The following is a 25,933-nucleotide window of genomic DNA, read 5'->3' as shown; positions in this document are numbered from 1 at the left end:
TACTTTATGAGTACATTAGGTAATGTGTCTAAAGAAATCGTTAGTCAATACATAGATTCACAAATAACAAAATTTAACAACGGGAAACCGACAGGAAAGAAATTCATTGCTCAAGACGTTGATCCATCTCAGCAATGAATTGCCGAGTTTTCTCAATTAGCAACTTTTATAAAAATACTATAATAGAGGTCGTAAAAAACCTCTATTTTTTTACAGAAATTCTTCATAATTTATTCAAAATTTAAGGTTATATTAAGTATAGTGATGAGTGGGGAAGTGATTACGTAATGGATAATAATAATCAAAATGATTCTAGAATAAATAATGGAAAGAAGCGAGATTCTAAAGTGAAATCAGGAAATTCTTTAGTTAAGATCGGTATTGTCGCATTTATTTCAGCAATGCTTGGTGTTGGAATTGCTTTTGCTGGATTTAATTATTTTGGAAATAATAATGGTGTTGCCGATACGTCATCAGCTGGTACTGCTGGAACTACGCAAGTAAGCAATACTAAAGCTAAAACTGCTAATAGTATGTCTAGTGCATACAAACAAGTGAACGGAGCCGTTGTTTCTGTTATTAATTTACAGAAACAAAAGCAACAATCCAGTGATGGGAGTTTGAATTCCATTTTTGGAGACTTATTCGGAGATAGTGATAGCGGCTCCTCTGATAGTAATTCGGATAACTCACAAAATGGCGAAGGTAATTCGTCTGATAATAATAATTCATCGTCAAATTCATCGGATTTACAAGAATACAGTGAAGGGTCAGGAGTAATCTATGCTAAACAAAATGGCAAGGGTTATATCGTAACCAATAATCACGTTGTTGAAGGCTCAGATTCACTAGAAGTAATTCTTGAAGATGGTACAAAGTTGTCGGCTAAGCTAGTAGGTAGTGATTCAACAACTGATCTTGCAGTACTTGAGATTGCCGCAAGTAAAGTGCCTGCTACAGCTTCGTTTGGCAATTCCGATAATGTTTCACCTGGTGATCCTGTAATTGCCATTGGTTCACCGTTAGGTAGTCAATATGCAACCACAGTTACACAAGGTATCATTTCAGCCACAAATAGAACTGTTGAAACACAAGATCAAAATACAGGACAAGTTACTGGTGAAGCAACGGTTCTTCAGACTGATGCAGCCATTAACCCAGGTAATTCTGGTGGGCCCCTTGTAAATGAGGCTGGTCAGATCGTTGGTATTAATTCAATGAAGTTGGCATCTAATACTGATGGAACCTCAGTGGAAGGTATGGGATTTGCCATTCCAAGTAATGAAGTTGTTAAAATTATCAATCAATTAGTCCAAAATGGAAAAGTTGAACGTCCATCCTTGGGCATCAAAGTTATTGACCTCGATCAAATAACTGATGAATCGCAATCAAGTTTGAAACTTCCAAACGGTATAACTAAGGGTGTAGTTATTTATAGTACAACAGCTGGTTCAGTTGCTAAGAATGCAGGTATGAAGAAGAACGATGTTATCGTTAAGTTGGGAAACAAAACAGTAAGTTCGGTTGCTGACCTACATAGTGCTTTGTATTCGCATTCAATTGGTGACACCGTCAGCGTTCAATATTACCGTAACGGTAAGTTGAAGACAGCTCAGGTTCATTTAACTAAAAAAACTTCTGAATAAAATGAAGTGTGGAACTAGATAATACTAGTTCCACACTTTTTTTTGAACAATTATTGTACGTAGCGTATATATATTTCGTGTTTTTATCTGGTGAATAAAAACATCTTTTCCACAGATGTGTATAACTTGTGTATAAGTGTATAAACTTTAGGAAAAACACTGTCGAAAAGTTATCCACAATCGTCTTTTTACCTGTTGATAACGTTAAATACATAGTGTAGAAGTATGCTGTAATGACTGGTATAATAGGTATTTGATATGTTCCACAGATGTATACAAACTTTTTTATTTATGTGCATAAGTGGTTTATAAATAAAATTCGTTTTTTATAATTGTTTGAATTGTTAATAACTATATATCATATATATAAGGAGATCGATATGAATATAAAATTAGTTACAGTTGGTAAATTAAAAGAAAAGTATCTAAAGGCGGGTATTGCTGAATATGCTAAACGTTTGAGTGCTTTTTGTAAGTTCGAGATTGTAGAATGTCCGGATGAAAAAGCCCCCGAAAACTTAAGTGAAGCAGAGGATGCTCACGTTAAGGAAGTCGAAGGTGAAAGAATTTTATCCAAAATCAAGGATAAAGAATATGTTATTTTATTAGATTTACGTGGCAAAGAACTTACATCTGAAGAACTTGCTAAGAAAGTGGACGAGTTATCCACATATGGTACAAGTGATATTACATTTGTTATCGGTGGTTCGCTAGGAGTTAGTCCTGAAGTTACTAAGCGTGCTGATTTCAGTATTTGTTTTGGTAAGTTTACCTTGCCTCATCAGTTGATGCGCCTAGTTATGACCGAACAGATCTATCGTTCATTTATGATTATTAATCATCGTACTTATCATAAGTAGATTGTAAAGGAGTTTTTGTATGTCGTGGTTATTCGTACTAATTCCCGGAATGTTAGCTGGTTTAGTTCAAGGACTTACTGGATTCGGTCCAGCTATTGTCCTGATGGTTTTTTTGCCAAGTATTTTACCAATGGCAAAGGCTGCCGGAGTTGCTGGAATGATTCCGGTTATTTCAGTTGTGATGATGGCAATTCATTATCGACATTATATTAAATTTAAACGGATAATTTGGCCGTTTATTTTGTATGCCGTTGTGGCATCCCTGTCGATACACTTAGGTGGTTTATTGAACGTTCATATTTCGCGTGCATTGTTAGGTGGATTGCTGATAATCTTATCGTTATATTTTTTGTTTTCGAAATCTGGCGGTCAAAAAGAGTTTCCATTATATGTAGCAGTAATCTTTGTTTTGATTTCAGGCTTTTTTAGTGGATTATTTGGAATAGGTGGTCCATTAATGGCGTTATACTTTTTATCTTTATCAAATACCAAAGAAGAGTACATGGCAACAGTTCAGATGTTCTTTGTTCTAGATATGACATATACCTCAACATTCAGAGTTATTAATGGCATCATTGGTGCTAATGAGATTCCTATTGTTTTAATTGGAGTTGTCGGAGCAGCTTTAGGAACGATTATAGCCAGTAGAATTTTGAATCATATGAATTTAGCGTTAGTAAGTAAGTGCATTTATACATTCATCGGTATGAGTGGAATTTATTACTTAACTTCATCGATCGTATCAATGATTTAGTTCATCGTATCAATGATTTAGTTCATCGTAATAATTATTTTGCCTTTAGCATGTCCAGCCCTAGAGTAGTCTAGGGCTTTATTTATGTCCTCAAGTTTAAATGTTCGATCGATTATGGGATGAAGTTTTTCATCTTCTATTAACTGGGTTAATAATGATAGCTCATATCCGTTTGGTTCCATAAATAGAAAATTATATTTTACTTGTGTTTGTTGTTCTAATTTGGATAATTTATGAGTAGCAATTTTAAGGACAATTTGTTTCCATTTGGCTAGTCCGTAGTTTTTGGCAAATCCTACGTCAGGTATTCCACTGACACTAACAATGTGACCACCGGGTTTAACAATTTTGAATGATTCTTCGAGACTTTTTCCACCGATAGTATCAAAGACCGCATCGTAATCATTCAATACTTCAGATAAACTTTCTTCATGATAATCAATTATTTTGTCGGCACCCAGGGATTTGACCAGTTCAAAATTTTTGTGGCTGGTAGTGGTTGCGACGTATGCCCCTAATTGTTTGGCAATTTGAATAGCAATAGTACCCACACCACCTGATCCAGCTTGGATTAGAACTTTTTGGTTTGGTTTTATGTGCATAAAATCATGCAGAGCTTGGTAGCTAGTTAATCCAACCAATGGAATTGCGGCAGCTTCGTTGTAATTTAAGTTTTTGGGCTTCAAAGCTACGTCATTTTCGTTTACGGCTATGTATTCCGCAAATGTTCCGATTCGATTCTTATCAGGACGACCGTAAACTTTATCTCCAACTTTAAACCTAGTAACGTTGACGCCAATCTTATCAACAATTCCTACAAAGTCGTTACCTAAAATTAATGGCATAGTGGAGTTTAACAATAGTTTCAAATCTCCATTCATCATTTTCAAATCTATTGGATTTATACTAGCCGCAACTATTTTTACTAAAATATCATTTGGCTGCATTTTAGGAATTGGTACTGTTTTTAAGTCCAATTCTTTTTGTTTGTAGTGATTAATTAAGGCAACTTGCATTGTATTTGACATGTAATTCTCTTTTCTTTGTTTAAATTTTTGAACGATTGAATGTATAATAATTCAATGGTTTAAAAATGTCAACGGATGATAATGATTAAGATAAGACTTTTTAACTTGATTATTATGTGTTACGTGCTTATAATGGTTTAGAAATATGAACTGTCTAGGAGATAAAATGTCTGAATTAACTAAGTTAAAACATGAATTCGCTAATTCAAGTGGATTTCTAATAGCACTGGGTGACCAAAAACGACAGAACATTATTATTGCATTAATGGAGCCTAAGATTATTTTGAGAGGTCTGCAAGTGACAGACTTGATTGACGTTACTGGACTATCACGCCCAGCTGTTTCTCATCATTTGAAGATTTTGAAGGATGCAAGTATTGTAGATTATCGTCGAGAAGGCACTAAGAATTTTTATTATCTTAGTCATAAGAATACAGAGTTAAATAAACTAAGGGCACTTTTGGATCATACTGCGGAGGTTATCAAATGCAATCGGGAAATATGAAAAAAATATTGATAGTTTTGACTAATACAATTAATTATGGCGGGACTAATGATCCCACTGGATTGTGGCTAGGAGAGGCCACTGAATTTGCACTTATAATGCAACAAGCAGGCTATGAAATAGATTATGTCAGTCCAAAAGGAGGATTCGTTCCTTTAGATCCACGTAGTATGAAATACGTAGATGCTGAAATTATGAATTTTTATAAGACGGATGATTTTCAGAAGCAAGCCTTGACTGCATCACTTGCTCCGGAACAGATCAATCCAGAAGATTACTCGGCAATTTATTATGCTGGCGGCCATGGAGTTATGTGGGACTTTCCTAATAACAAGCCACTTCAGAGTATTGCAGCAAGGATTTATGAAAATGGTGGATTCGTGACTTCAGTTTGTCATGGAATCGCAGGTTTACTCAATATAAAGTTATCCAATGGAGAGTACTTGATTGCTAATCAAAAGGTTACTGGTTTTACTAAGTCTGAAGAAATTTTAGCAGGCAAAAAAAGAGTCGTTCCATTCTTTAACCAATCTGCGGCAGAGAACCGCGGGGCTAAATTTATGAAACGACGTGCGTATAGTGAGTATGCAATTCAAGACGGACATTTGATAACAGGTCAGAATCCTTTTTCTGCTAAAGCTGTTGCTAAGTTATTAGTAAAGAATTTAGATTAGTTATCATATAAATTAGGTAAGTCTTTTAAAAATTTTTGTCTAGCTTCATCAGTTGTAATATTAACTTTACCGAAGTGGATCCAATTATTGATATGAGGATCGATTCCCATATCAGCTAAAGTACGATTAATGAAGACCCCTTGGATGGGATCTCCTGATTCTTTTTGAAGATATTCTTTAGTCACTGTTGATGTTGTTATCACAGTGGCTTTTTTGATGTAAGTTAAAAGGCCCTTCCAACCATTTGCTTCATTGTAGGCAAAACCTGCCAACATAGTTTTGTCCAGGAATCCCTTGAGCATTGCAGGTGGATTGTGCCACCAAATAGGAAAGATAAATACTAATTCATCAGAGGTAGAAATCATTTTTTGATATTTTGTTACTAATGGATCAGTTATTTCACCACTACTAAATTTTTTGAGTTCGATTGGAGACAACGTTGGATTGAAGCTATCTTGGTACAAATCAATGATTTGGTATTCTTCATTATTCCTATCAAAGTAATCAGTCATAGTTTTGAGAATAGCATGATTGAAGCTTTCATCGTATGGATGTGTGTAGATAATTGTTTTCAAAATAGTTTCTCCTTTTCCTGTTTAGTACAGTATATGATATGACGAATAGACAAACACTATGTTTTGTCAAAAAGCCATTTTGAACAAGAATTAAAAACAATCGTCTCTTAAACTCAAGTTGAGCATTAGTTTGGAGGATGAATAATTTGAAAAAAATTAAGATAGGCGTAATAGGTGTTGGTAGAATTGGAAAGATGCATATAAAGAATATTTCTAATCTACGCGATATGTTTGAAATTGTATCAATTTCGGATCCCGTTAATCCAAAATTGGCTGAGATAGCTCAAGAATATGGTATTAAAAATTACTATCAAAATTATCAAGATGTTTTAAATGATGATATTGATGCAGTAGTCATAGCATCTTCAACAGATACTCATGCGGAGATCATTACCGCTGCAGCACAATCTGGTAAGCAAATTATGTGTGAGAAACCTATTGATACTGACATCGATAGAATAAAGAAAGTATTAAAGATTATTGATGATTGTGGTGTCACATTACAAATAGGATTCAATCGTCGTTTTGACCATAATTTCCGAAAGATTCACGATTATGTCGTTAATGATGTAGTTGGTAGTCCTCATATTATTAAAGTTTCTTCTCGTGATCCAGAACCACCTTCATATGATTATATTAAGGTGTCCGGTGGGCTATTTAGTGACATGATGATTCATGACTTAGATATGGTCAGATACTTGAGTAATAGTGAAGTTACAGAAGTTTATGCTCAAGGCACAGTACTTGTAGATTCAGAAATTGGCAAGTTAGGCGATATTGATACTGCTATTGTTAGTTTGAAGTTTGCTAATGGAGCATTAGGTGTGATTGATAACAGTCGTCAAGCAGTGTATGGATATGATCAACGTGCTGAAGTCTTTGGCTCAAAAGGACAAGCTTTCACTGAGAATGATAAAGACAGTAATGTAGAGTTAGATTTGAATGATGGTGGACACTTAGATAAGATTCCTTATTTCTTCATTGATCGTTATGTCCAAGCTTATATTGATGAGTTCAAAGAATTCTACAATTCGATTGTTAACGGAACAAAGCCTATGGTTACTGGGTTAGATGGGTTAAGGGCTGTGCAGTTAGCATTTGCATGTAAAGAATCGCTAGAAAAGCATGAACCTATTAAATTGAATTTTGATTAAAAAAAGCCATATTGTCGCACTGACAATATGGCTTTTACGATACTTAGATCATTCAATATGAGTATATTCCTGCCTGAATTTCAATGGAGGAATACCAGATAAGTCTTTGAAATAGTGATTAAAATGACTCAAAGTTTTGAATCCGACCTCAAACGCTATTTGAGTTATGGGTAATCCGGGCCGGTTGATCAATAAGGTTTGTGCCTCGCCAATTCTGCGATAGTTCAAGTACATCAAGGGTGAACACTTATATGTAATTTTAAATTGGTGATCTAAGTATGATTGTGAGATATTGGTATCTTTGACTAATGTCTTCACATTTGGGATACTTCGATAATTTTGATCCATATAACTTTTGGCACTATCTATCATTGGATTTTTTTTTGTGGACTTGTTAGCCATCGGTAAGTCGCCAATTGCATCAATTATTTCTGGAATAATCGCAGAACAAACTATTTGATTAGCAAGATGATCAGACTGGATGTCCTTTTTCCGTAGTAGTTCATAGGCCAGATTAGCTATTTCTTTTAGCGAATTGAAAACTTCGGTGTTTGCTAAACAAGATGTTATTAGGAAATGCCTCGGTAGTATTTTTTTCGGAATATGTAATCCTTGCAACCCTATGCAAATTGACGGTGGCGTATGTCCCTCTTGATGTAGTACGTGCTGACCACAAATGAAAATGTCATTTTTTTTAATGTGATAGTAATCGCCATTAACGAAGTAAGTACCACTCCCATCAAGTATTAACGATATTTCTAAGATGTCCTTATGATTATGCATACAACGAGAATAAATACTGTCTTCTTCAGATATTTTGGCGATATATGCTAAATGATATTTTTCTTCATTGAGAAAATCCTTATTATATTTCGGGTAGTTTTGCATAAAAATCTGTTTCATAAAGATACCCTCTCTCTTGTCTTTTAACAGATATTAGCACCGATTTCATAAATATAATTTTAGATTATTTTGAGATATAAAAAAACAATTATCGACAAGTTTTGTAAAACTACGTTAATTAGAATGTAGTTGTAATAAATAAAATAGTTAATTTAATTCGAGGGGGTGCCTTTTATGGGTTACTTGATAGCTTTGATACCTGCTCTAGGTTGGGGCTTTCAATCTATAGTAATGCAGAAGATAGGTGGAAAGTTCACTAACAAAGTAATGGGTATGGTTTTATCAACTTTTGTCTTTTCAATTATTGTTGCAATTTTTAAACATCCTGCACATTTTACATCTGATTTAATTATTGGATCAGTTCTTTGCGGTATTTTTTGGAGTGTAGGTCAGTTGTTACAAGTTAAGTCATTTGACCTAGTCGGTGTAACAGCAGCTATGCCTATTAGTACAGGCGAACAATTATTTGGAACAACTTTGATTGGAGCACTGTATTTTCAAGAATGGAAATCAACATGGCAATTTGTACTCGGAATTGCGGCATTAGTAGTAATTATCTTTGGTATTACATTAACTACATATTCAGACGGAAAAGTTAGTGCCGGAAGTAACATCAAACTTGGATTGATACTTCTAACAATATCTTCTATTGGATTTATCGGTTATGCGGTAATCCCTAGAATATACAATCTGAATGGTTGGGATGTCTTAGTACCACAAGCAGCATCTATGTTAATCACGACAATGTTGATTGTTGGTTCACAAAAGAACAATAGATCAGATATGTTCAATGGTAAGACATGGCAAAACATGCTTACTGGTGTATTTTTCGCAATTGCTAATATTGCCATTCTATTCAGTAACGAAATAAATGGTGTTGCTGTTGGATTTACATTCTCACAATTGAATGTAATCGTGGCTACATTAGGTGGTTTGTGGATTTTACATGAACACAAGACGGGTAAAGAGTTGAAGTTCACATTATCAGGTTTGGCATTAGTAGTTGTCGGTGCCGTAATGATCGGTATAACAAAACAATAAAAGGGAGATTATAAAAATGGTTAAATTAGGATTAATTGGTTGTGGAGCAATTGCACATACACACGTTTCAAATCTTACTAGCGCTTTGAATAATGGTGAAGTAACGGCTATTTATGATATAAACAAAGATGCCGCAGAACAAATTAACCAACAATTCGAATTGAACGCTAAAGTATATGAGTCGATTGATGAAGTAGTAAATGATCTCAATGTTGATGCTTTGATGGTATGCAGTAGAAATGATGCTCACGTGGATCCTGTAATTAAGGCTATTGAAGCAGGTAAACCAGTATTCGTTGAGAAGCCTTTGGCAACAGTAGCTTCGGATTGTAAAAAAGTTGTTGACGCTGAACTTAAGGCTGGTAAACGTTTAGTTCAAGTAGGATTTATGCGCAGATTTGATCCATTTTACATTCAATTGAAAGACGAAATTGATAGTGGTGAAATTGGTAAACCATTAATGGGTTATAACCGTCACTTTACAACAAGACCAGCAACAAATTACTTTGAAACACCAAATATGATCAATGATGCATTTATTCATGAAATTGATATTACACATTGGCTATTTAATGAACCTTATACTTCTGTTCAAGTTCAATATGCAAGACCTAATAGTTTGAATACGGCAACCAAATTAAAGGACCCACAAATTGCTACATTGCATATGAAGAGTGGAGCAATCGTTAATACTTATCTGACACAGAATTCTATTTATGGATACGATGTAATGTGCCAAGTAATTGGTGAAAAAGGAATTGCACAATTGCCTGATATGCCAACTATTGAAGTACGTAAGTCAGGTAAGATAAGTCATACGATCGACGAGGATTGGACTAAGAGATTTATTACTGCTTACCAAGTCGAATTACAAACATTTATCAATGAAGTTGCGGATGGAGAAGAGTTAACTGGACCATCTTCATGGGATGGATATGTTGCAGCCGTTACAGCTGATTGTGCTATCAAGAGTCAAGCAGATGAATCATTAGTACCAATTAAGTTGGATGATATGCCAGATCTTTACAAGTAAAAAATAATCTTTTAAAAAACCCCCTAGTTTGGATTTGTGTCCAAACTAAGGGGTTTTCTTGTGGTTAAATTTTTAAGAAAAACTATTAATTAATTGAGAAAGTGCAGGTAGGGCAGCACCCTTAGCAACAGATCGATTCAAAATTTTTCCTAGTTTTAGATATGACTTGTCTTCTGGGAAGGCGGTTATTTTTTTTATACGATTGTCTAATTCTTGTAGAGTTGAATCGGTTATATATCTGGCTAAATCTCCAGCGATGACTAGTTGATTATCCAAAAACATGTGTAAATCATTAATTGCCATTGCTAAGTACTTTAAGTAATCATCCCATCTGGCTTCGATATTGGAATTACCTTGGTGAAGTTTTTTAATGAATTCATCTATTGTTTCATCTTCGGATAGTAACGAACTCAATGAACAGTATGTTTCAATACAACCAAGATTACCACAATAACATTGCCTACCATCAACTGGATTCAAGGTTATATGTTCCATCGTACCGCTTCGGCCATTATCACCAGAATAAATTGAATCATTGATGATTATTGCAGTACCAACATGTTCACCGATAGACAAATATGTTGAATCTCGATGATCTACTTGTGCGTATTGTTCAGCAACAGCAACGCAATCAGCATCATGATAAAAATTAACTGGAATATCTAAATGTTTGGAAAACTGCTCTGTGGTTAATCCAGTGTTATCAAAGATTTTCCCATATAAAACTGTCTGTTTATCCGAAGACACTAATCCCTGAATGCCAATTCCGATTCCTAAGATGTTACTTGTTGATGGAATACTTTTTTTAATAAAGTCATTGATGAAGTCACACACAGAATGGTAGTACTCGGAAGTATTTGAATAGTTGATTTTTACAGAATCGTGAGCTATTTCGACTGATTTAAGATTAAGTGCGGTAATTGTTACATGGTGTTTATAAATCGCTAATCCTAAAGAAACTGTCCCCAAATCATTGGTCGAATAAGCGATGGCTTTTCTTCCAACGGTTGAAGTGAACTTGTCGTCAGCTGTGATCCAGCCAGCTGCTTCCATTTTTTTTAAGTTATTTGTAACTGTGGGCAAACTAAGGTTCAACTCAACGGCAATATCTTGTTTTGAAATCTTATCGTTTTGAAAAATCAAATGGAAGATTCGTGCATATTTTGACATCATATCTGAATTTGTATTATTGACGCTCATAATTGTCCTCATAAAAATAATATTTAGTTAAAACGCTACCACAGCAGGGGATGAAAAGCAATTTGACACGTAAAATTATGAAATCGTTTTCTTTTTATGTTGACAGCGCTTTAATTTTGAATTATGGTTTAGAAGCATTAAATAAAATCATTTTACAAAATAACTTTATTAAATTGTTTTGCGATATTATTGCCAATATTTTAGGAGGAACTATTCATGGGAATTTTAGAACGAATGTCATTAAAAGGTAAGAAAGCCTACGTTACTGGTGGAGCTCAAGGATTAGGTAAAGCTATGGCAACTGGTTTAGCCGAAGCTGGAGCCGATGTTGCAATTGTTGATATCAATGAAGCAAAGGCTAAGGAAACTGCCGCAGAAATTGCCAAAGCAACTGGTCAAAAAGCAATTGCTATTAAAACAGATGTTACTAATCCAGATGATGTAAAGAATATGGTAGATACAGTTGTATCTGAACTTGGTGGATTGGATGCAGCATTTAATAACGCAGGTATGTGCTTGAACATTCCTGCAGAAGATATGTCTTATGAGGATTGGCTAAAAGTTGTAAATCTAAACTTAAATTCAGTTTTCTTATGTTCACAAGCAGCCGGACGTTACATGTTGAAGCAAGGAAAAGGTTCAATCGTAAATACCGCTTCAATGTCAGCTCATATCGTTAATAGACCACAACCTCAATGTTCATATAATGCAACTAAAAATGGGGTCATCCAATTATCGAAGTCGCTAGCAATTGAGTGGGCAAAGAAAGGCGTTCGTGTAAATACAATTAGTCCTGGTTACATGGGAACTGATTTAACATTGAACTCTGAAGATTTGAAGCCATTGATCAAGACTTGGAATGATTGGGCACCACTTGGCCGTCTAGGTCGTCCGGATGAATTACAAGGAATTGCAGTTTATCTAGCTGGTGATACAAGTAGCTTTTCAACAGGTGATGACTATCTAGTCGATGGTGCATTTGTAGCTTGGTAGTTAACGAGACGCATCCTTGCTGGATACGTCTTTTCTTATATCGAATAAAGGATGGAAAAAAAGATGAACTATTTAATTGGAACTGATATAGGAACTTCCGGAACAAAAAGTATTCTGATGGATGAAAAGGGAAATTTAATTGCCCAAGATTTAGAGGAATACGATGTTTTGACACCAAAGCCACTTTGGGCAGAACAATGGCCAAGCGTTTGGGTCGATGGCGTAAAAGAATCTATTAAACAAGTTGTCGCAAAATCAAATGTTGATCCAAAAGACATCAAGGGAATCGGATTAGATGGATTGTATGGCGGATCAGGTATTCCGGTTGACGAAAACATGGAACCTGTTCGCCCTTGCTTAATTTGGATGGATAGAAGAGCTCAAGAAGAAACAGAATGGGTCAAAGAAAATATTGATAATGACCGTCTAACAGAAATTACTGGTAATGGTGTAGTAGATCCATATTATGGATATACAAAGATCTTGTGGATAAAAAACCATGAACCTGAAAATTGGAACAAGACTAAAATGTTTTTACCTCCCAACAATTACGCCATTTACAAACTTACAGGCGCTGTTTCAATTGATTACTCGGCAGCGGGTAATATTGGTGGGATCTATGATGTTAATACTAATTCCTGGTCTAAAGAAATGATGGATGCCATGGGAATTCCAATGGATAAGATGCCTAAGAATATCGTTGATTCTACTACTATAGTTGGTGGTCTAACTGAAGATATAGCAGATGAATTAGGCTTGGAGCCTAATACTCCCGTTGTTCCATGTGGTGTCGATGTTGGAGCTGCTAACATCGGAATGGGAGTTTTTGAACCAGGTAGATATGTTGCAGCAATTGGTTCTTCGATGAATGCAGCATTAGTAAGTGAAACTCCAATTAAAGGTAAAGGGTTAATTGTCTGGCCATATCCATACAGGTCAAAAAAACTTGTTTATAACTTCTCAGGATCAGCTACAGCTGGAGCAATTACCAAGTGGTTTAGAGATAACATTGGCGATAAAGAATTATTTGATCAAAAAAATGGCGGTTTGAATGCCTATGAGGCCTTAAATGAAGAATCAAAAGATATTCCTGTTGGAAGTGAAGGACTGATCGTATTGCCATACTTCATGGGTGAACGTGCTCCAATTTGGAATTCTGATGCTAAAGGAACGATTTTTGGACTTTCGTTAGTTCACACTAAGGCACATCTGTATCACGCATTCCAAGAATCAGTATGTTATGCATTGAGACATAGTATCGAAAGTACTGGTAGAGATTTAGGCGATTATATTGTTATTGCCGGTGGTGTAACTCATTCTCCACGTTGGGTTCAGATGTTTGCTGATGTAACAGGCTATGCAGTAAGAACTCCAATTGATGACGCTGAAGCCAACCTTGGTGATGTTATGTTGGCTGGAATTGGTACAGGGGTACTTAGTATTGATGATGTTAAAAAATGGCAAGTGCTTGGTGAAAAAGTTGAACCAAATATGCATAATCACGAGTTATACAACAAGTATTATTCTATGTATCGAAAGTTATACAGTGACTTGGAAGATGACATGCACGAATTGACCGAAATAGAAAAATCGTCAACAGAAAATAACCAAGTAACTGAATAGTTATGAACAATTGGAGGGTTTAAGCGTGAAAAAATATATTTCCTACGCAGTTGGTGCTTTTGGACATGACGCTTTATACAACACTTTAAGCATTTATTTTATGATGTTCGTAACCAGTCAGCTATTTGTATCAGCGGATAAAGCGCACAATGCCATGATGGTTGGTGCAATAACGACTTTGGTGGTTGTAATAAGAGTCGGTGAAATCATGTTTGACCCATTAATTGGTGGTATGGTCGATAATACGCAAACCAGATGGGGTAAATTTAAACCGTGGATACTTATTGGATCACTCGTTAGTTCCATTGGCTTAGTACTGATATTTTCTGATTATTTTGGATTAACATATAATCAGCCTACTTTGTATTTAGTATTATTTTCAATCACATTTTTAATTATGGATATTTTTTATTCATTTAGTGATATTGCTTTTTGGTCAATGCTTCCAGCATTGAGTATTAAAAGTACTGAACGGACTAAATTTGGTACGGCAGCTCGCTTTGGCTCAACTTTAGGAGCACAGGGAGTCATAATCATAATTACTCCGGCAATAATCTTATTTTCAAAAATATTTTCAGGTGCTAAAAATGGTGCACAGACGCAACAAGGTTGGCTTGGTTACGCTGTAATAGTTGGCTTGCTTTGCTTCGGAGGTGCAATCCTTACGGTTATGCATACCAATGAACAACACAATTTAATTAGAAGTAACGTTCAACATACTAAATTCACAGATGTTTTCAAGGTGATTGCCAAAAATGATCAATTGCTTTGGATAGCATTATCATATTTTCTGTTTGCATTTAGTTATGTTGTAACTAACTCGTTGTTAATGTATTACTTCCGTTACAGATTGGGAAATGCGGCGGCATACACTTGGGTTGGTGTAATAACTTGTATCATCGGTGTAATTTCAGTTGCCTTATTCCCAACACTGGAAATCTTGGTAAAAAGAAAGGCAATTTATGTCGGTGGTATATTCGTAATGTTGATCGGATATGTAATTTTCTTACTAGCTGGCTCGAATCTTTTATTAGTATTACTAGCAGTAGCATTCTTATTTGCACCATATCCACCAATATTCTTGGCAACACTAATGGCAATTACCGACAGTGTTGAATATGGTCAACTACGTAGTGGTACACGAAATGAATCAGTTACATTATCTGTTAGACCACTGATTGATAAATTAGCAGGTGCAGCATCCAACGGTGTAGTTGGTATTGTGGCGGTGGTCGCTGGCATGACAGGAAATGCCAAACCAAGTGAAATAACTGCCGCAGGTGTGCATCAGTTTAATATGTATATGTTCTATATCCCTATGGCTCTTCTAGTAATATCAGCAATCTTATTCTTCTGGAAAGTCACATTGTCTGAAGATAAACATGAAGTGGTACTAAAAGAGTTGCAGACAAAATTATCTGTCAAAGAAAAAGATCAGAAATTTGATGATATTGATTTAGATGAGCCCAGTTTGACAGGCACAGAAATGGTTACACCTAAGAGTTAAATTCTGTAAAGGAGAAAATTATGCCTAAGAACGATAAAAAAATAAAAATTGACCCCAATGAATTTGCTCTTGCAATCGTAGGTGCCAATACAAAATCAGATAATGAAAATAATACGCAATTTGCGAAAAAAGAATTGGTACTGTATCTAGAAGGATACCTTTTGGCTAATGATTTTAATAATCTGGAAGAAACACAATTTGATTTAGCCAAGAAAAATAAAGTTGAAGAAATTATGGAAAAGATTTCTATTGCTAGATAGAGATATTAATGAATAATACCCAAATCAATCATGGATTGAGCTGTGGCAATGATAGACTCACGTGCAGAGCGTGGATGCCAGTCTAACATTGTGACAGCTTTTTTGTTGCTAGTTTCGCTATTATTTTAGTTAGTAATTTGTAAAAAAATTCACAAATAGGGTTGACCTTACTGTAAGGTCATACTTTATAACTTATATTGGGAGTAACTATGACAATTTGAAGTAGGGGGAACTCGAATGTTTTTTCAAAAATTATTTACACCATATAAGATCAATCAATGTGAAATAAAGAATAGATTCGTTGTTCCAGCAATGGTAACTAATCTCTGTGATGAGGATGGCAACATTACTGAAGCGTTCATCAAATATCATGAAGCTAAAGCTCGGGGTGGTTTTGGTTTAATAATTACTGAAGATTATGGAGTTAATCCACATGGAGTTGGGTATAAGAACTGCATTCGACTATATGATGATTCGCAAGTTCCGGCAAATCGTAGATTAACTGATACTGTTCACATGTACGGTGCCAAAATGTTTGCTCAAGTATTTCACCCTGGGCGCCAGACTAGTTCAGCTGTTAATGGAGGTGTACGGCCAGTTGCATCTGCGAAAATTCCCGATGCCTTTAATCGTGAGATACCCCATGAACTGACTGTTCCTGAGATTCATGAACTAGTTGGCGAATTCGCCAATACGGCACGCTTGATGAAAAAATCAGGTTTTGATGGTATTGAATTACATTTGGCACACGGCTACTTGTTAGCTGGTTTTTTGAGTACTCGTCAAAATCGCCGGACTGATGAATACGGCGGATGTTTTGAGAATCGTATTAGAATTGTCGAAGAAATTTATCATGCGATGCGTGCTGAAGTTGGAGACGACTTCCCACTAACCGCGAGAGTTTCATTAACAGAAGACACTGTCGATGGGCGACAGATGCAAGAGACAATGATGATTGTAAAATATCTGGAAAAATTAGGATTTAATGGTTTGAATTTAAGCAATGGTGAGTATACTTCGTATGCACCAGAATTGATTTCTTCAACTTTTACGGCTAAGGGTTACAATGTCGAAAACGCTAAGCGCGTGCATGATTTTGTTAATATTCCAACGATTGTCGCAAACGGAATTAATGATCCAGCAATGGCTGAAACAGTTTTGGAACAGGATGCTTGTGATTTCGTTGGTATGGCACGCGCTTCATTGGCTGATCCAGACATGCCAAGAAAAGCCGCTCGGGGTCAGCTAGGAAATATCAATTATTGCATTCGCTGTTTACAGGGATGCGAAGGTAGTTTGCTAGAAGGTAATCATGTCCGTTGTTTAGTGAACCCAGAATTAGGGCACGAAACGGAATACACTTTTGATGAAGTGACTTCACCTAAGAGTGTCTTGGTAATCGGTGGTGGCCCTGCTGGGATGGAAGCTGCGATTGCTGCAACGAGACGGGGACATAGCGTTACATTATGGGAACAGGCAAGTGAATTAGGTGGAGAATTTATTTCGGCCATTTATCCACCAGCTAAAGGAGAATATGCTAACTACTTGGTATTCTTAAAGCATCAAATGACGGCTTTGAATATTAACGTTGTTTTGAATCAGTCGGCTAACGTTGATAACGTTAGAGCATTTGGTGCTGACAAGATAATTGTTGCCACGGGTGGCGATCCTAATAAGCCGAACTTAAAAGGAATCGATGCTGAAAATATTCACTTTGCTAATGATGTTCTGTTAGGCAAAGAACCAATTGAAGGCGAAATTGTCGTGGTCGGCGGTGGTGAAGTCGGAACCGAAACGGCGATGTACTTGGCTGACGCTGAACGTGGTCATATAACGATATTAGAAATGACAGATGATATTGATGCCGGATTATTAAGGACGGTGCCAACTAAGAGGTTCTTCCGTGACCATGAAGTAACAGTCGTTACACATGCGAAAGTCAAAGAATTTCGTGATAACGAAGTTATTGTTGATCATCGAGGAGTCGAAGAAGTGATTTCGGCAGATCAAATTGTATTGGCAATGGGATATCATGCTGATAATGAACTATTGACAGCACTACAAGCAGAACTCAGTAATGTAGTGGCAGTTGGTGATGTAGTTGAACCGACCAATGCACTTGAGGCTTCTACATCCGGATTTAAAGCGGGTTATTATGCCTAAATAATTGAAAAATGCGAGCTGATTAAATTCAGCTCGCATTTTTAGGTTCTATATTATCTGATACTGGGATTGGTGCGTTTAAACTATGAGGGATTAAGGGTTAAACGAGTATTAGTCATGAAGGTCGCAAAGAAGTCTTTAAATAACTTTATTGAAGGGTTCAAATTAGTTGGGGTAGTCACACAAACACAAGAATCTGTATAAAATGATAAGATGGAAATTGAGTGATAATGCGAACTATTAACCCATGACGGATCATCTGGGTCCGACAAAGTGAGCCCATTATAGGCTAATACCTTAAAGTAGGCAATTTCAGAGTTTGGAACTTGAACTTGTTTTACATGAGACAGGGAATAACGATCTTTAAAGACCTCGTTGATCTGATGACCATTTGGTGAGGTTAAATAAAAGGTTTCACCTTCTAAGTCATCGTAATCAAGTGATTCCTTATCAGCTAGTCTATGTCTATCAGACATTACGATTTGTGTATCTATTTTTTTGAGTTCTTGAACATCAAATCCCGCTTCTATCCAATGTTTGAAGGCACGACCAATACAAATATCGATACTTTCGTTTTTTAATCCGTTCATCATTTCTATAGACATGAGTTTATCGTATCTAATTTTAATATTAGGATAAACTTTACGAAAGCAATCTAAAATTGGAAGTAGAAAATATTCGGAATAATACCCTGATTGAAAAGCAATGGAAAGGGAATTGTTATTTTCTTCCGCAACGTTCTTAGCAATATCCACAGTATCGTCGATTCTAGATACCGCCTCTTTCATGCCATCATAAAATATCTTACCTGCTTTGGTCAGCTCAAGTGGTTTGCTATCCCGATCAAACAAAGAGTAGCCTAGTTCTCTTTCTAGAATTAAAATCTGTCGGCTAACTGTAGGTTGAGATGTGTAAAGAAGATCAGCTGCCTTGGTAATATTACCTAGTTCAGCTACAGAAAAGAAATATTTAATTTGTTTTAGATCCATAGAGACCACCTCGTAATAAAATGATTTTTAACGTCATTTTAAAAATTTACATTCTATTTTTAGTAAAAAGTTAAACGATAATATTATTGAAACACACAATAAAAATATTTTTCTGTAAGCCCTTTTATATAATTATATCACAAAGTCTAATTAGTATTATTTTATTCCCAATACGCCACAAAAACAATCAATAATAGTAAAACAAGCCATTTAATATCTGTATAGCACTATACAAAAACACTATTTTACACTAGATTGTGAACGATGCTACAATTTCGGTGAAGCAAGAAATCATCGCCTCAATCAAAATGGATGACAAGAATGATAATAAAAAGTAATCCACGAAAAAAGGAGAATGTGCTATGTCAGAAGGATATATGAATCGAATTAATGCATTAAGAGACAATTATTTGTCTCATCGTGTAGAGATGGATATTTTGGATTCTTATTATGTTACTGAAGCTTTTAAGGCAACAGAAGGACAACCTTGGCAAATTCAAAAAGCAACAGCAATGAAGAATGTTTATGAGAAGAAACCAATATATATTCAAGATAATGAACTTCTCGTAGGTGGAGTCGCATTTAAGCCACGTGCTGGTATTTTGAATCCAGATTCTGCCTGTTCAGTTATTGAAAAAGAGTTGGATACAATTAGTACACGTAAGTATGATCCTTTTTATTTATCAGAAGAGAATAAAAAACTCTTCATGGAAGAAGTTGCTCCATATTGGCGAGGAAAATGTGTTTTAGATCGTTGGGATGCCATGATGCCAGATGATGTAAGAACCATGCGAGATGGTGGAATGTTGTACGTAGATAAGAAGTTCGTTCGTGGCTATGGTGAAAACACACCTGGCTGGAGAACACTTCTGAAAAAAGGTATTGGTGGTATCAAAAAAGAAGCCGAGCAAAAGTTAGCGGAGTTAGATGATGCTGATGGAGAAGATGTTCTTAAGAAAATTACTTTTTATAAATCACTCATCATTACTGCAGAAGGAATTATCGCTCTGGCTAATCGTCATGCTGACTTGGCTGAACAAATGGCTCAAGAAGAAACTGATGAAAATCGAAAGGCTGAACTGCTCAGAATAGCTGAGATTAATCGTCGTGTACCAGAAAATCCTCCACGTAATTATTATGAAGCTTTGCAGAGCATGTTGACTTACGAGTATTGTCTATTTATGGAACAAAATGCTTCTTCATATAATTTGGGCCGTATGGATCAATATCTTATCGACTATTACAACAAAGATATTGAAGAAGGTCGGATGACTAAGGACGAAGCGCAAGAATTACTCGATTGCTTCTGGATAAAAATTGCGGAAATGGGATTGTTCCAAGATGGAGAAAGTGCCGCCTTCTCAGCTGGTTACAATATGACAGTTCAAGTAACGGCAGGTGGTATCGACAAAAATGGTGGAGACGCCGTTAATGATTTGTCTTACATGACAATACAAGCAACTATGGATGCAGCCTTGAAGGAACCAAATATGACGGTTCGTTATAATATAGCCAAAAATCCAGATTCGTTCTTAAGAAAAGCAGCAGAATGTATTCGAATGGGTCGTACGATGCCAGCAGTTTATGATGACGATGAAGGAATCAAGATGCTATTAAATAAAGGTGTTCCGTTATCTCAAGCTTGGGACTGGACGCCATGTGGTTGTGTTGAAACCAATCTTGAAGGTCGTCTGAAATCCTATACCGATATCGGTGAAATCAGTATGGGTGGTGTCATTGATATGGTTATGAATAACGGAAGAAGTCGTAAAACAGGAGAAGTAGTCTCTATCCAAACGGGTGATCCTAGAACATTCAAAACCTTTGATGATTTTATGACCGCTGTTAAGAAACAAATCGATTACTTTGTTCATACCATGGCTACGATGAACTCTTATCTAGATTACTTGAGTGAGAAATATCGTCCTGTAGCTGCATTATCACTAACTTATCCGAACTGTATGGTTACCGGTAAAGATTATGCTAACGGTGGTGCAACGTTTAATGTTGGTAATGGTATCAACATTATTGGTCAAGCCGATATCATTAACTCAGTTGCGGCCGTTAAGTCATTAGTCTTTGATGAACAAAAGCTAACAATGTCAGAATTATGTGAGGCATTAGATCATAACTTTGATGGCTACGATAAGGTACAAGATTTGTGTATGTCAGCTCCTAAGTATGGAAATGATGATTCATACGTAGATACATTTGCAAGCAAAATTTACACTTACTTAGTTGATCAAATTGAAACATATGATTCACCATTCGGTCATTTAACAGCAGGAATGTTACCAGTATCTGGTAATGTACCTATCGGTAAAAGTGTTGGTGCTTTACCATCAGGTCGTAAAGCATGGTTACCTCTTGCAGATGGTATTGGAGCTACTGGTGGAACTGATGTTAAGGGAGCTACTGCTTTGTTGAAATCTGTCAGCAACTTACCACATGCACGATTTACTCAAGGTACACAAATGAACTTAAAACTTGATCCAAAGATGCTTGAAGGTGATCAAGGATTAAATAACATGATGGTAATGCTCAAAACACAGTGTACTTTGGGTATTTATCATACCCAATACAATATTGTTAATCGTGAAATCTTGGAAGATGCACAAATTCATCCAAAAGACCATCGTGACTTATTAGTTAGAGTTGCTGGATACACTGCCTTTTTTGTAGAACTAGGAAAAGATATTCAAGATGATATTATTCAACGAACTGAAATTGATCAATTCAATTAATTGAAGATTTAAAATCACTAATACATTAGTGATGATTTGGAAGGGGTCGTTTAATATGGATCACGAGTATGAAGGGAGAGATTTAACTGGCACCGTCTTAAGAATTGAAAAAAGTTCAATTTATGATGGAGATGGTCTAAGAACAGTAGTCTTTATGAAAGGTTGTCCTTTACGATGTAAGTGGTGTTCTACCCCTGAAGGTATGCATTCAAATATTGAAACTACCAAAGATGGGAAGATTACTTATGGAAGTGTTATGACCGTTGAAGAAGTAATGGAAGAGGTTCGAAAAGATATTCCCTTTTACTTTCATTCAGGCGGCGGCATGACTGTTTCTGGCGGAGAGATGTTATTTCAACCGGAATTTGTAGCGGCATTAGTTAAAGAGGCTTGCAAAGAAGGTATTAATACAGCTGTCGAAACGTCATTTTATAGTAGTTGGAAGAGAATTGAACCAATTATATCTTGTTTAAATACAGCATTCGTTGACTTGAAATTAATGGATAGTTCAAAACATAGAGAATTCACTGGTGTTAGAAATGAGATCATCTTAAATAATATTAAAAAGGCTGGTAATCTTGATTTACCTAACTTCAAGTTAATTATTCGTCGTCCATTGATTCCCGGTGTTAATGATTCTGAAGAGGATTTGGAAGAACTTGGTCAATTCCTTGAGAAGTTACCAAGAGTACATCACTTACAACTACTTCCATATCATCGTTATGGTACTGATACTTATCGTAAGCTTGGTATAGATTATGAATTAAAGGACATGAAAACTCCATCAGACCAGCATATGCAGTGGTGTCAAAGCATAACAAATAAATATGTTAAAACAATAATTTAATTGCCCAGAGGAGGCATCTTAATGTTACGTTATGGTTTTATTGCAGCAGGAAATATTATTCAAGCAATGCACAAAGGAGCTGAATTAAATTCAGCATATGACCCTAGTGAAATTGGTATTTATGATATAAACGAGGAACTTAGGAATTCTTATGCCAAAAGAGGGTATGTCACCTTTGATAAGATGGGTGATTTGATAGACAACTCGGACGTACTTGTTTTAGGTGTGACTCCTAAGGTGGCGGGATTAGTTATCGATGAATTAGCAGCTAGTTATAGACCAGGTCAGTTGCTATTAACGGTTGTGACCGGAGTTGAACAAGACTGGTACAAAGAACACCTTGGAAAAGATAGTAAAGTTGTCATTTGTATGCCAAATATGAGTTCGCAGGTTGGAGAAGGAGCCTTTGCTGTTTCTCGCAGCGTAAATTGTAGTGATGAAGATGTCAAAAAAGCAACAGAAATTTTGAGCTTATGCGGACTTGTTGAAGAAGTTCCAGACGGTATGATGGCAGAAGTGTTACCTTTTAATGGATCCGCACCTGGTCTCTTCTATCACATTGCAAATCTAATGGTTGAAGAAGCTAAAAAGTTAGGTCTAGATTCAGATACGGCAGTCAAATTATTTGCGCAAACCATGAAGGGTAGCGGAGAAATGATTCTTAATTCTGATCTAAGTCTAAAGGATCTTGAAACGGCATTACGTTTACCTGGTGGAGCCACAGTTACAGCTTTAGAGAAGATAGAATCTTTGGGATTTGATGACCTTTATAGAGAGTTTGTAAATGTTTCAGTAGAAAGATGTAAAGAACTAGGTCATCAACGAGCTTAGCTTCGAATATATATTCGTAAATGATGAAAAGATAAAGGAGTTGAGTAATTAAACGAATGGAAAATGGTTATTTAGCAGGGCATATAATATCAAATCAATATAACAATTACAGATAAAAAAGGAGAAAAAAACATGAGTAATTACGATAGACCCATTCAACTAGGAATGCACAGTTACACCTTACATTTACATGGTTTAGGAGAAAGTTGGGGTTTTACTGAAGACCACGCTTTTGAACAAAGTATTGATATATTCCAACTTATGGATTACGCCGTAAAATGGGGACTAGATGGTTTGCATATCACTAACGTCGATCTAGTTTCATTGGATCCGGACAATCTAGCTAAAGTTAAAAAAGCAGCTGAAGATCATGGCTTATATCTAGAATACAACGTTTCCTTTAATGCACCTTGTGACCCACGTGTTAATTCGACAGTTAAAGATGCACTGTTGAATGCTAAGGCCATGGGAGCCGACTTAGTTAAATTTAGTTTGGATATTGACCGTCCACATCCAATCTATGGTACTTGTTTTGATCCTGATGTGATGAAACAATTGAGCAAACGCTATGATGAATTTAAAGAGAATCTTCCTTTATTAGAGGAACTGGGACTAACAATGTCGCTAGAAAATCATTGTGACCTATACGCCGATGAAGTTATTTGGTTAGTAGATAAATTAAATAATCCTAATGTAGGTGCATGTATAGATACGATGAATTCTATGAATGTATTGGAAGGACCTGAAGTATGTATCAACAAGATGGCTCCTTATGCTAACTGTGTTCATTTATGTGATCTCAAATTAAAGGTAGACCCTGATGGACTTCATTCTATAGGTTCTCCTATTGGACAAGGTGATATCGATGAGACAAAAGTAATGCGTACATTACGTGAGAAATCTAATGTAAAACGTATAACATTTGAAGTAGAGTCTGAGATCGGTGATGACACTATGGAAGAAGCACAGAAAAAAGAAATGAAGGCATGTACTGATAGTATTGATTATCTTCGTAATACTCTGCATGTTGGACTAAAGAATCGTTAAAACATATTCGATGCACCTTTAGTTATCAACAAAGGAGGAAACGATAGTGAATGAAAAAAGCTACACAGAAGCACCGTTGTCCTCATTTCATAAGCGCATCTTCTTATGTATAGTGCTTGGACAAGTCGCGTGTGGGTATGCCCTAGGAATCGCAGGTACTGCTTTAACTCAAGCAACTGATCCTTTGAATTTATCCAGTTTTTGGGTGGGACTTTTAGGAGCAGGTACCCTAATTGGTTTGTTTGGAAGTTTAATAGTAGGTAATATCGCTGATAAAATTGGTCGTCGACCATTATTCATTAGTCATATGATTCTTTTCACAGTTCTTTCACTAGCACAGTTTTTTGTGTCGAATGTGATTATATTATTTGCCATAAGAGTTGGAATCGGTATTTCCATTGCCATTGATTACACAATAGGTAATGCTTTGTTGATTGAATGGTTTCCAAAGAAGCATGGATCACGGTTCCAAAGTTACATAATTATTTTTTGGATGAGTGGTTTTGTGGCATCTTATATAGCAGGTATTGTTATCACTGGCCTTGGAGATAATACTTGGCGCTGGATTATAATCTCTTCCGCCATTCCAGGTTTGATTACGGCTGTTTCTCGTTTAGTCATAAATATTCCGGAATCTCCTAGTTGGTTGGCCTCAGTTGGTCGAAAAGAAGAAGCAATTAGTTTGATCCATCATGAACTAGGTGATGAGTACACCATAGTAGACGAATCAGAAGATGTGAAACATGATAAGCCAGCTTCTTGGAGTGAGTTATTTAGTCCTGGAGTATTTCGTAATGTAGTAGTAGGTGGTATCTTTTATGCCTGCCAAGTCTTCCCATTTTTTGGAATCGGAATTTTCTTACCATTGTTATTAAAAAATATGAATATTGGAAATCCTAGTGTGTCAGGTATTTTGTATAATGGATTTCAAATCGTTGGAGCTATTATAGGTGTTATTTTATTCAAATATATTTCTAGAAGATTTTTCATTGTATCCACTTTCTATGCCGCAGCAGCAGCCCTAGGTGCATTGATTATATGGAGATCTGCCCCAGCTTCGATTATGATGGTTATTTTTTCAATATTTGCGGTCGTTATGTCCGCGTCCGTTATCTTGGAAAATCCTTATCCATCAGAATTGTTTGATACGCGTTTAAGAGGTTCAGGAGTCGGTGCAGTCATTGCAATTAGTCGTGTGGGTGCTGCATTGGGAACATTCCTTCTTCCAATTATCACAAGTAGTTTTGGTGTTTATGCTTCTTTGTTAGTTTGTTTGATCTTCTTGTTAGTTGGAGGCATTGTTTGTCAAATTTGGGCACCAGAAACCTCCCCTAAGTTTATGAAAGCCAAAAATGCTAAGGTCCAAAATACAAAAGTTAAAAATGTTAAATCTGTTTTAACTAGTAGTCTTGATATCTCAGACGATAAAATTTGATTAATAAAAAATGCGAGCCGATTAAATTCAGCTCGCATTTTTAGGGCTCTATGTCAAATAGTATTGGTGAGACATCTTAGAGCAATTTCCACACTAGAAATGGTGTGGATTTTTTTATGCC

The 25,933-nt window shown here is 36.0% G+C and carries 23 protein-coding genes and 1 pseudogene; 18 read left to right on the top strand and 6 right to left on the bottom strand.

What is annotated here, in order from left to right; genetic code table 11:
* Window positions 1-287: 287 nt before the first annotated feature.
* From EKM79_RS10075 to EKM79_RS10065, 3 genes are all read left to right on the top strand, one after another.
* On the top strand, window positions 288-1,646 hold the full coding sequence (locus EKM79_RS10075) for a S1C family serine protease (RefSeq protein ID WP_125568403.1): 1,359 nt from the start codon (window positions 288-290) through the stop codon (window positions 1,644-1,646).
* Between the two features lie 380 nt (window positions 1,647-2,026).
* The gene (gene rlmH, locus EKM79_RS10070; protein WP_125568401.1) at window positions 2,027-2,506 is read left to right on the top strand and encodes a 23S rRNA (pseudouridine(1915)-N(3))-methyltransferase RlmH; all 480 of its coding nucleotides are present in this window, start codon (window positions 2,027-2,029) and stop codon (window positions 2,504-2,506) included.
* Between the two features lie 19 nt (window positions 2,507-2,525).
* Complete coding sequence (locus EKM79_RS10065) at window positions 2,526-3,260, top strand: sulfite exporter TauE/SafE family protein (RefSeq protein WP_125568399.1); 735 nt, start codon at window positions 2,526-2,528, stop codon at window positions 3,258-3,260.
* Window positions 3,261-3,277: 17 nt separating this feature from the next.
* Here the strand turns inward: EKM79_RS10065 and EKM79_RS10060 are convergent, their stop codons facing one another.
* Window positions 3,278-4,288 carry an NADP-dependent oxidoreductase gene (locus tag EKM79_RS10060; protein WP_125568397.1) on the bottom strand — a complete coding sequence of 337 codons (1,011 nt, stop codon included), beginning with the start codon at window positions 4,286-4,288 and terminating at the stop codon, window positions 3,278-3,280.
* 166 nt (window positions 4,289-4,454) lie between these two features.
* Between EKM79_RS10060 and EKM79_RS10055 the strand changes: the two genes are divergently transcribed.
* Both EKM79_RS10055 and EKM79_RS10050 read left to right on the top strand, forming a co-directional pair.
* A complete protein-coding gene (locus EKM79_RS10055) occupies window positions 4,455-4,793 on the top strand; it encodes an ArsR/SmtB family transcription factor (protein ID WP_125568395.1) in 339 nt (112 codons plus the stop codon).
* Window positions 4,790-5,467, top strand: a complete 678-nt coding sequence (locus EKM79_RS10050; protein ID WP_125568405.1) for a type 1 glutamine amidotransferase domain-containing protein — start codon at window positions 4,790-4,792, stop codon at window positions 5,465-5,467. The genes EKM79_RS10055 and EKM79_RS10050 overlap by 4 nt, the downstream gene beginning before the upstream one ends.
* Here the strand turns inward: EKM79_RS10050 and EKM79_RS10045 are convergent.
* Window positions 5,464-6,042: an NAD(P)H-dependent oxidoreductase gene (locus EKM79_RS10045; protein WP_125568392.1), complete on the bottom strand. Its 579-nt coding sequence runs from the start codon at window positions 6,040-6,042 to the stop codon at window positions 5,464-5,466. The two genes, EKM79_RS10050 and EKM79_RS10045, sit on opposite strands and share 4 nt — an antisense overlap.
* A gap of 146 nt (window positions 6,043-6,188) precedes the next feature.
* Between EKM79_RS10045 and iolG the strand changes: the two genes are divergently transcribed.
* Complete coding sequence (gene iolG, locus EKM79_RS10040; protein ID WP_211331287.1) at window positions 6,189-7,196, top strand: inositol 2-dehydrogenase; 1,008 nt, start codon at window positions 6,189-6,191, stop codon at window positions 7,194-7,196.
* Between the two features lie 48 nt (window positions 7,197-7,244).
* On the opposite strand, the gene EKM79_RS10035 is transcribed toward iolG, so the two are convergent.
* Window positions 7,245-8,099 carry an AraC family transcriptional regulator gene (locus EKM79_RS10035; protein ID WP_125568388.1) on the bottom strand — a complete coding sequence of 285 codons (855 nt, stop codon included), beginning with the start codon at window positions 8,097-8,099 and terminating at the stop codon, window positions 7,245-7,247.
* Between the two features lie 174 nt (window positions 8,100-8,273).
* Here EKM79_RS10035 and EKM79_RS10030 point away from each other — a divergent pair, with 174 nt between their 5' ends.
* Together EKM79_RS10030 and EKM79_RS10025 are read left to right on the top strand one after the other, a co-directional pair.
* Entirely contained in the window at window positions 8,274-9,140 is an 867-nt protein-coding gene (locus EKM79_RS10030) for a GRP family sugar transporter (protein ID WP_125568386.1), read from the top strand.
* Between the two features lie 16 nt (window positions 9,141-9,156).
* Window positions 9,157-10,173: a Gfo/Idh/MocA family protein gene (locus EKM79_RS10025; protein ID WP_125568384.1), complete on the top strand. Its 1,017-nt coding sequence runs from the start codon at window positions 9,157-9,159 to the stop codon at window positions 10,171-10,173.
* Window positions 10,174-10,245: 72 nt separating this feature from the next.
* Here EKM79_RS10025 and EKM79_RS10020 read toward each other — a convergent pair whose 3' ends face one another.
* Window positions 10,246-11,373 (bottom strand): ROK family transcriptional regulator, encoded by a 1,128-nt coding sequence (locus EKM79_RS10020; RefSeq protein WP_164506062.1) that lies wholly within the window; start codon window positions 11,371-11,373, stop codon window positions 10,246-10,248.
* A 216-nt stretch (window positions 11,374-11,589) separates the two neighbouring features.
* Here EKM79_RS10020 and EKM79_RS10015 point away from each other — a divergent pair, with 216 nt between their 5' ends.
* From EKM79_RS10015 to EKM79_RS10000, 4 genes are all read left to right on the top strand, one after another.
* Window positions 11,590-12,366: an SDR family oxidoreductase gene (locus EKM79_RS10015; protein WP_125568380.1), complete on the top strand. Its 777-nt coding sequence runs from the start codon at window positions 11,590-11,592 to the stop codon at window positions 12,364-12,366.
* A 63-nt stretch (window positions 12,367-12,429) separates the two neighbouring features.
* Window positions 12,430-13,989, top strand: a complete 1,560-nt coding sequence (locus EKM79_RS10010) for an FGGY-family carbohydrate kinase (RefSeq protein ID WP_125568378.1) — start codon at window positions 12,430-12,432, stop codon at window positions 13,987-13,989.
* A gap of 25 nt (window positions 13,990-14,014) precedes the next feature.
* On the top strand, window positions 14,015-15,496 hold the full coding sequence (locus EKM79_RS10005) for a glycoside-pentoside-hexuronide (GPH):cation symporter (protein WP_125568376.1): 1,482 nt from the start codon (window positions 14,015-14,017) through the stop codon (window positions 15,494-15,496).
* Between the two features lie 20 nt (window positions 15,497-15,516).
* Window positions 15,517-15,756: a hypothetical protein gene (locus EKM79_RS10000; protein WP_125568374.1), complete on the top strand. Its 240-nt coding sequence runs from the start codon at window positions 15,517-15,519 to the stop codon at window positions 15,754-15,756.
* A gap of 5 nt (window positions 15,757-15,761) precedes the next feature.
* Here EKM79_RS10000 and EKM79_RS12500 read toward each other — a convergent pair.
* Window positions 15,762-15,875, bottom strand: a pseudogene (locus tag EKM79_RS12500) (aldehyde reductase); the annotation flags it as partial.
* A gap of 118 nt (window positions 15,876-15,993) precedes the next feature.
* Here EKM79_RS12500 and EKM79_RS09990 point away from each other — a divergent pair.
* Entirely contained in the window at window positions 15,994-17,919 is a 1,926-nt protein-coding gene (locus EKM79_RS09990) for an oxidoreductase (protein WP_125568372.1), read from the top strand.
* 83 nt (window positions 17,920-18,002) lie between these two features.
* Here the strand turns inward: EKM79_RS09990 and EKM79_RS09985 are convergent, their stop codons facing one another.
* Window positions 18,003-18,908, bottom strand: a complete 906-nt coding sequence (locus EKM79_RS09985) for a LysR family transcriptional regulator (protein WP_125568370.1) — start codon at window positions 18,906-18,908, stop codon at window positions 18,003-18,005.
* 362 nt (window positions 18,909-19,270) lie between these two features.
* Between EKM79_RS09985 and EKM79_RS09980 the strand changes: the two genes are divergently transcribed.
* From EKM79_RS09980 to EKM79_RS09960, 5 genes are all read left to right on the top strand, one after another.
* A complete protein-coding gene (locus tag EKM79_RS09980; RefSeq protein WP_125568368.1) occupies window positions 19,271-21,652 on the top strand; it encodes a glycyl radical protein in 2,382 nt (793 codons plus the stop codon).
* A 55-nt stretch (window positions 21,653-21,707) separates the two neighbouring features.
* Entirely contained in the window at window positions 21,708-22,499 is a 792-nt protein-coding gene (locus EKM79_RS09975; protein WP_125568366.1) for a glycyl-radical enzyme activating protein, read from the top strand.
* A 21-nt stretch (window positions 22,500-22,520) separates the two neighbouring features.
* Entirely contained in the window at window positions 22,521-23,330 is an 810-nt protein-coding gene (locus EKM79_RS09970; protein ID WP_125568364.1) for a pyrroline-5-carboxylate reductase family protein, read from the top strand.
* 132 nt (window positions 23,331-23,462) lie between these two features.
* A complete protein-coding gene (locus EKM79_RS09965; protein WP_125568362.1) occupies window positions 23,463-24,377 on the top strand; it encodes a sugar phosphate isomerase/epimerase family protein in 915 nt (304 codons plus the stop codon).
* Between the two features lie 46 nt (window positions 24,378-24,423).
* On the top strand, window positions 24,424-25,812 hold the full coding sequence (locus EKM79_RS09960) for an MFS transporter (protein WP_246005668.1): 1,389 nt from the start codon (window positions 24,424-24,426) through the stop codon (window positions 25,810-25,812).
* Window positions 25,813-25,933: the final 121 nt, after the last annotated feature.

It is taken from the genome of Companilactobacillus insicii (genome assembly GCF_003946015.1).
Lineage (GTDB): Bacteria > Bacillota > Bacilli > Lactobacillales > Lactobacillaceae > Companilactobacillus > Companilactobacillus insicii.
This window is presented reverse-complemented; position numbering and strand designations above follow the sequence as displayed.

Excerpts from the sequence above, each read along its gene's own strand:
- EKM79_RS10075 (WP_125568403.1), top strand. The coding sequence starts at position 288 with ATGGATAATAATAATCAAAATGATTCTAGAATAAATAATGGAAAGAAG.
- rlmH (WP_125568401.1), top strand. The coding sequence starts at position 2,027 with ATGAATATAAAATTAGTTACAGTTGGTAAATTAAAAGAAAAGTATCTA.
- EKM79_RS10065 (WP_125568399.1), top strand. The coding sequence starts at position 2,526 with ATGTCGTGGTTATTCGTACTAATTCCCGGAATGTTAGCTGGTTTAGTT.
- EKM79_RS10060 (WP_125568397.1), bottom strand. The coding sequence starts at position 4,288 with ATGTCAAATACAATGCAAGTTGCCTTAATTAATCACTACAAACAAAAA.
- EKM79_RS10055 (WP_125568395.1), top strand. The coding sequence starts at position 4,455 with ATGTCTGAATTAACTAAGTTAAAACATGAATTCGCTAATTCAAGTGGA.
- EKM79_RS10050 (WP_125568405.1), top strand. The coding sequence starts at position 4,790 with ATGAAAAAAATATTGATAGTTTTGACTAATACAATTAATTATGGCGGG.
- EKM79_RS10035 (WP_125568388.1), bottom strand. The coding sequence starts at position 8,099 with ATGAAACAGATTTTTATGCAAAACTACCCGAAATATAATAAGGATTTT.
- EKM79_RS10030 (WP_125568386.1), top strand. The coding sequence starts at position 8,274 with ATGGGTTACTTGATAGCTTTGATACCTGCTCTAGGTTGGGGCTTTCAA.
- EKM79_RS10025 (WP_125568384.1), top strand. The coding sequence starts at position 9,157 with ATGGTTAAATTAGGATTAATTGGTTGTGGAGCAATTGCACATACACAC.
- EKM79_RS10020 (WP_164506062.1), bottom strand. The coding sequence starts at position 11,373 with ATGAGCGTCAATAATACAAATTCAGATATGATGTCAAAATATGCACGA.
- EKM79_RS10015 (WP_125568380.1), top strand. The coding sequence starts at position 11,590 with ATGGGAATTTTAGAACGAATGTCATTAAAAGGTAAGAAAGCCTACGTT.
- EKM79_RS10010 (WP_125568378.1), top strand. The coding sequence starts at position 12,430 with ATGAACTATTTAATTGGAACTGATATAGGAACTTCCGGAACAAAAAGT.
- EKM79_RS10000 (WP_125568374.1), top strand. The coding sequence starts at position 15,517 with ATGCCTAAGAACGATAAAAAAATAAAAATTGACCCCAATGAATTTGCT.
- EKM79_RS09990 (WP_125568372.1), top strand. The coding sequence starts at position 15,994 with ATGTTTTTTCAAAAATTATTTACACCATATAAGATCAATCAATGTGAA.
- EKM79_RS09985 (WP_125568370.1), bottom strand. The coding sequence starts at position 18,908 with ATGGATCTAAAACAAATTAAATATTTCTTTTCTGTAGCTGAACTAGGT.
- EKM79_RS09980 (WP_125568368.1), top strand. The coding sequence starts at position 19,271 with ATGTCAGAAGGATATATGAATCGAATTAATGCATTAAGAGACAATTAT.
- EKM79_RS09975 (WP_125568366.1), top strand. The coding sequence starts at position 21,708 with ATGGATCACGAGTATGAAGGGAGAGATTTAACTGGCACCGTCTTAAGA.
- EKM79_RS09970 (WP_125568364.1), top strand. The coding sequence starts at position 22,521 with ATGTTACGTTATGGTTTTATTGCAGCAGGAAATATTATTCAAGCAATG.
- EKM79_RS09965 (WP_125568362.1), top strand. The coding sequence starts at position 23,463 with ATGAGTAATTACGATAGACCCATTCAACTAGGAATGCACAGTTACACC.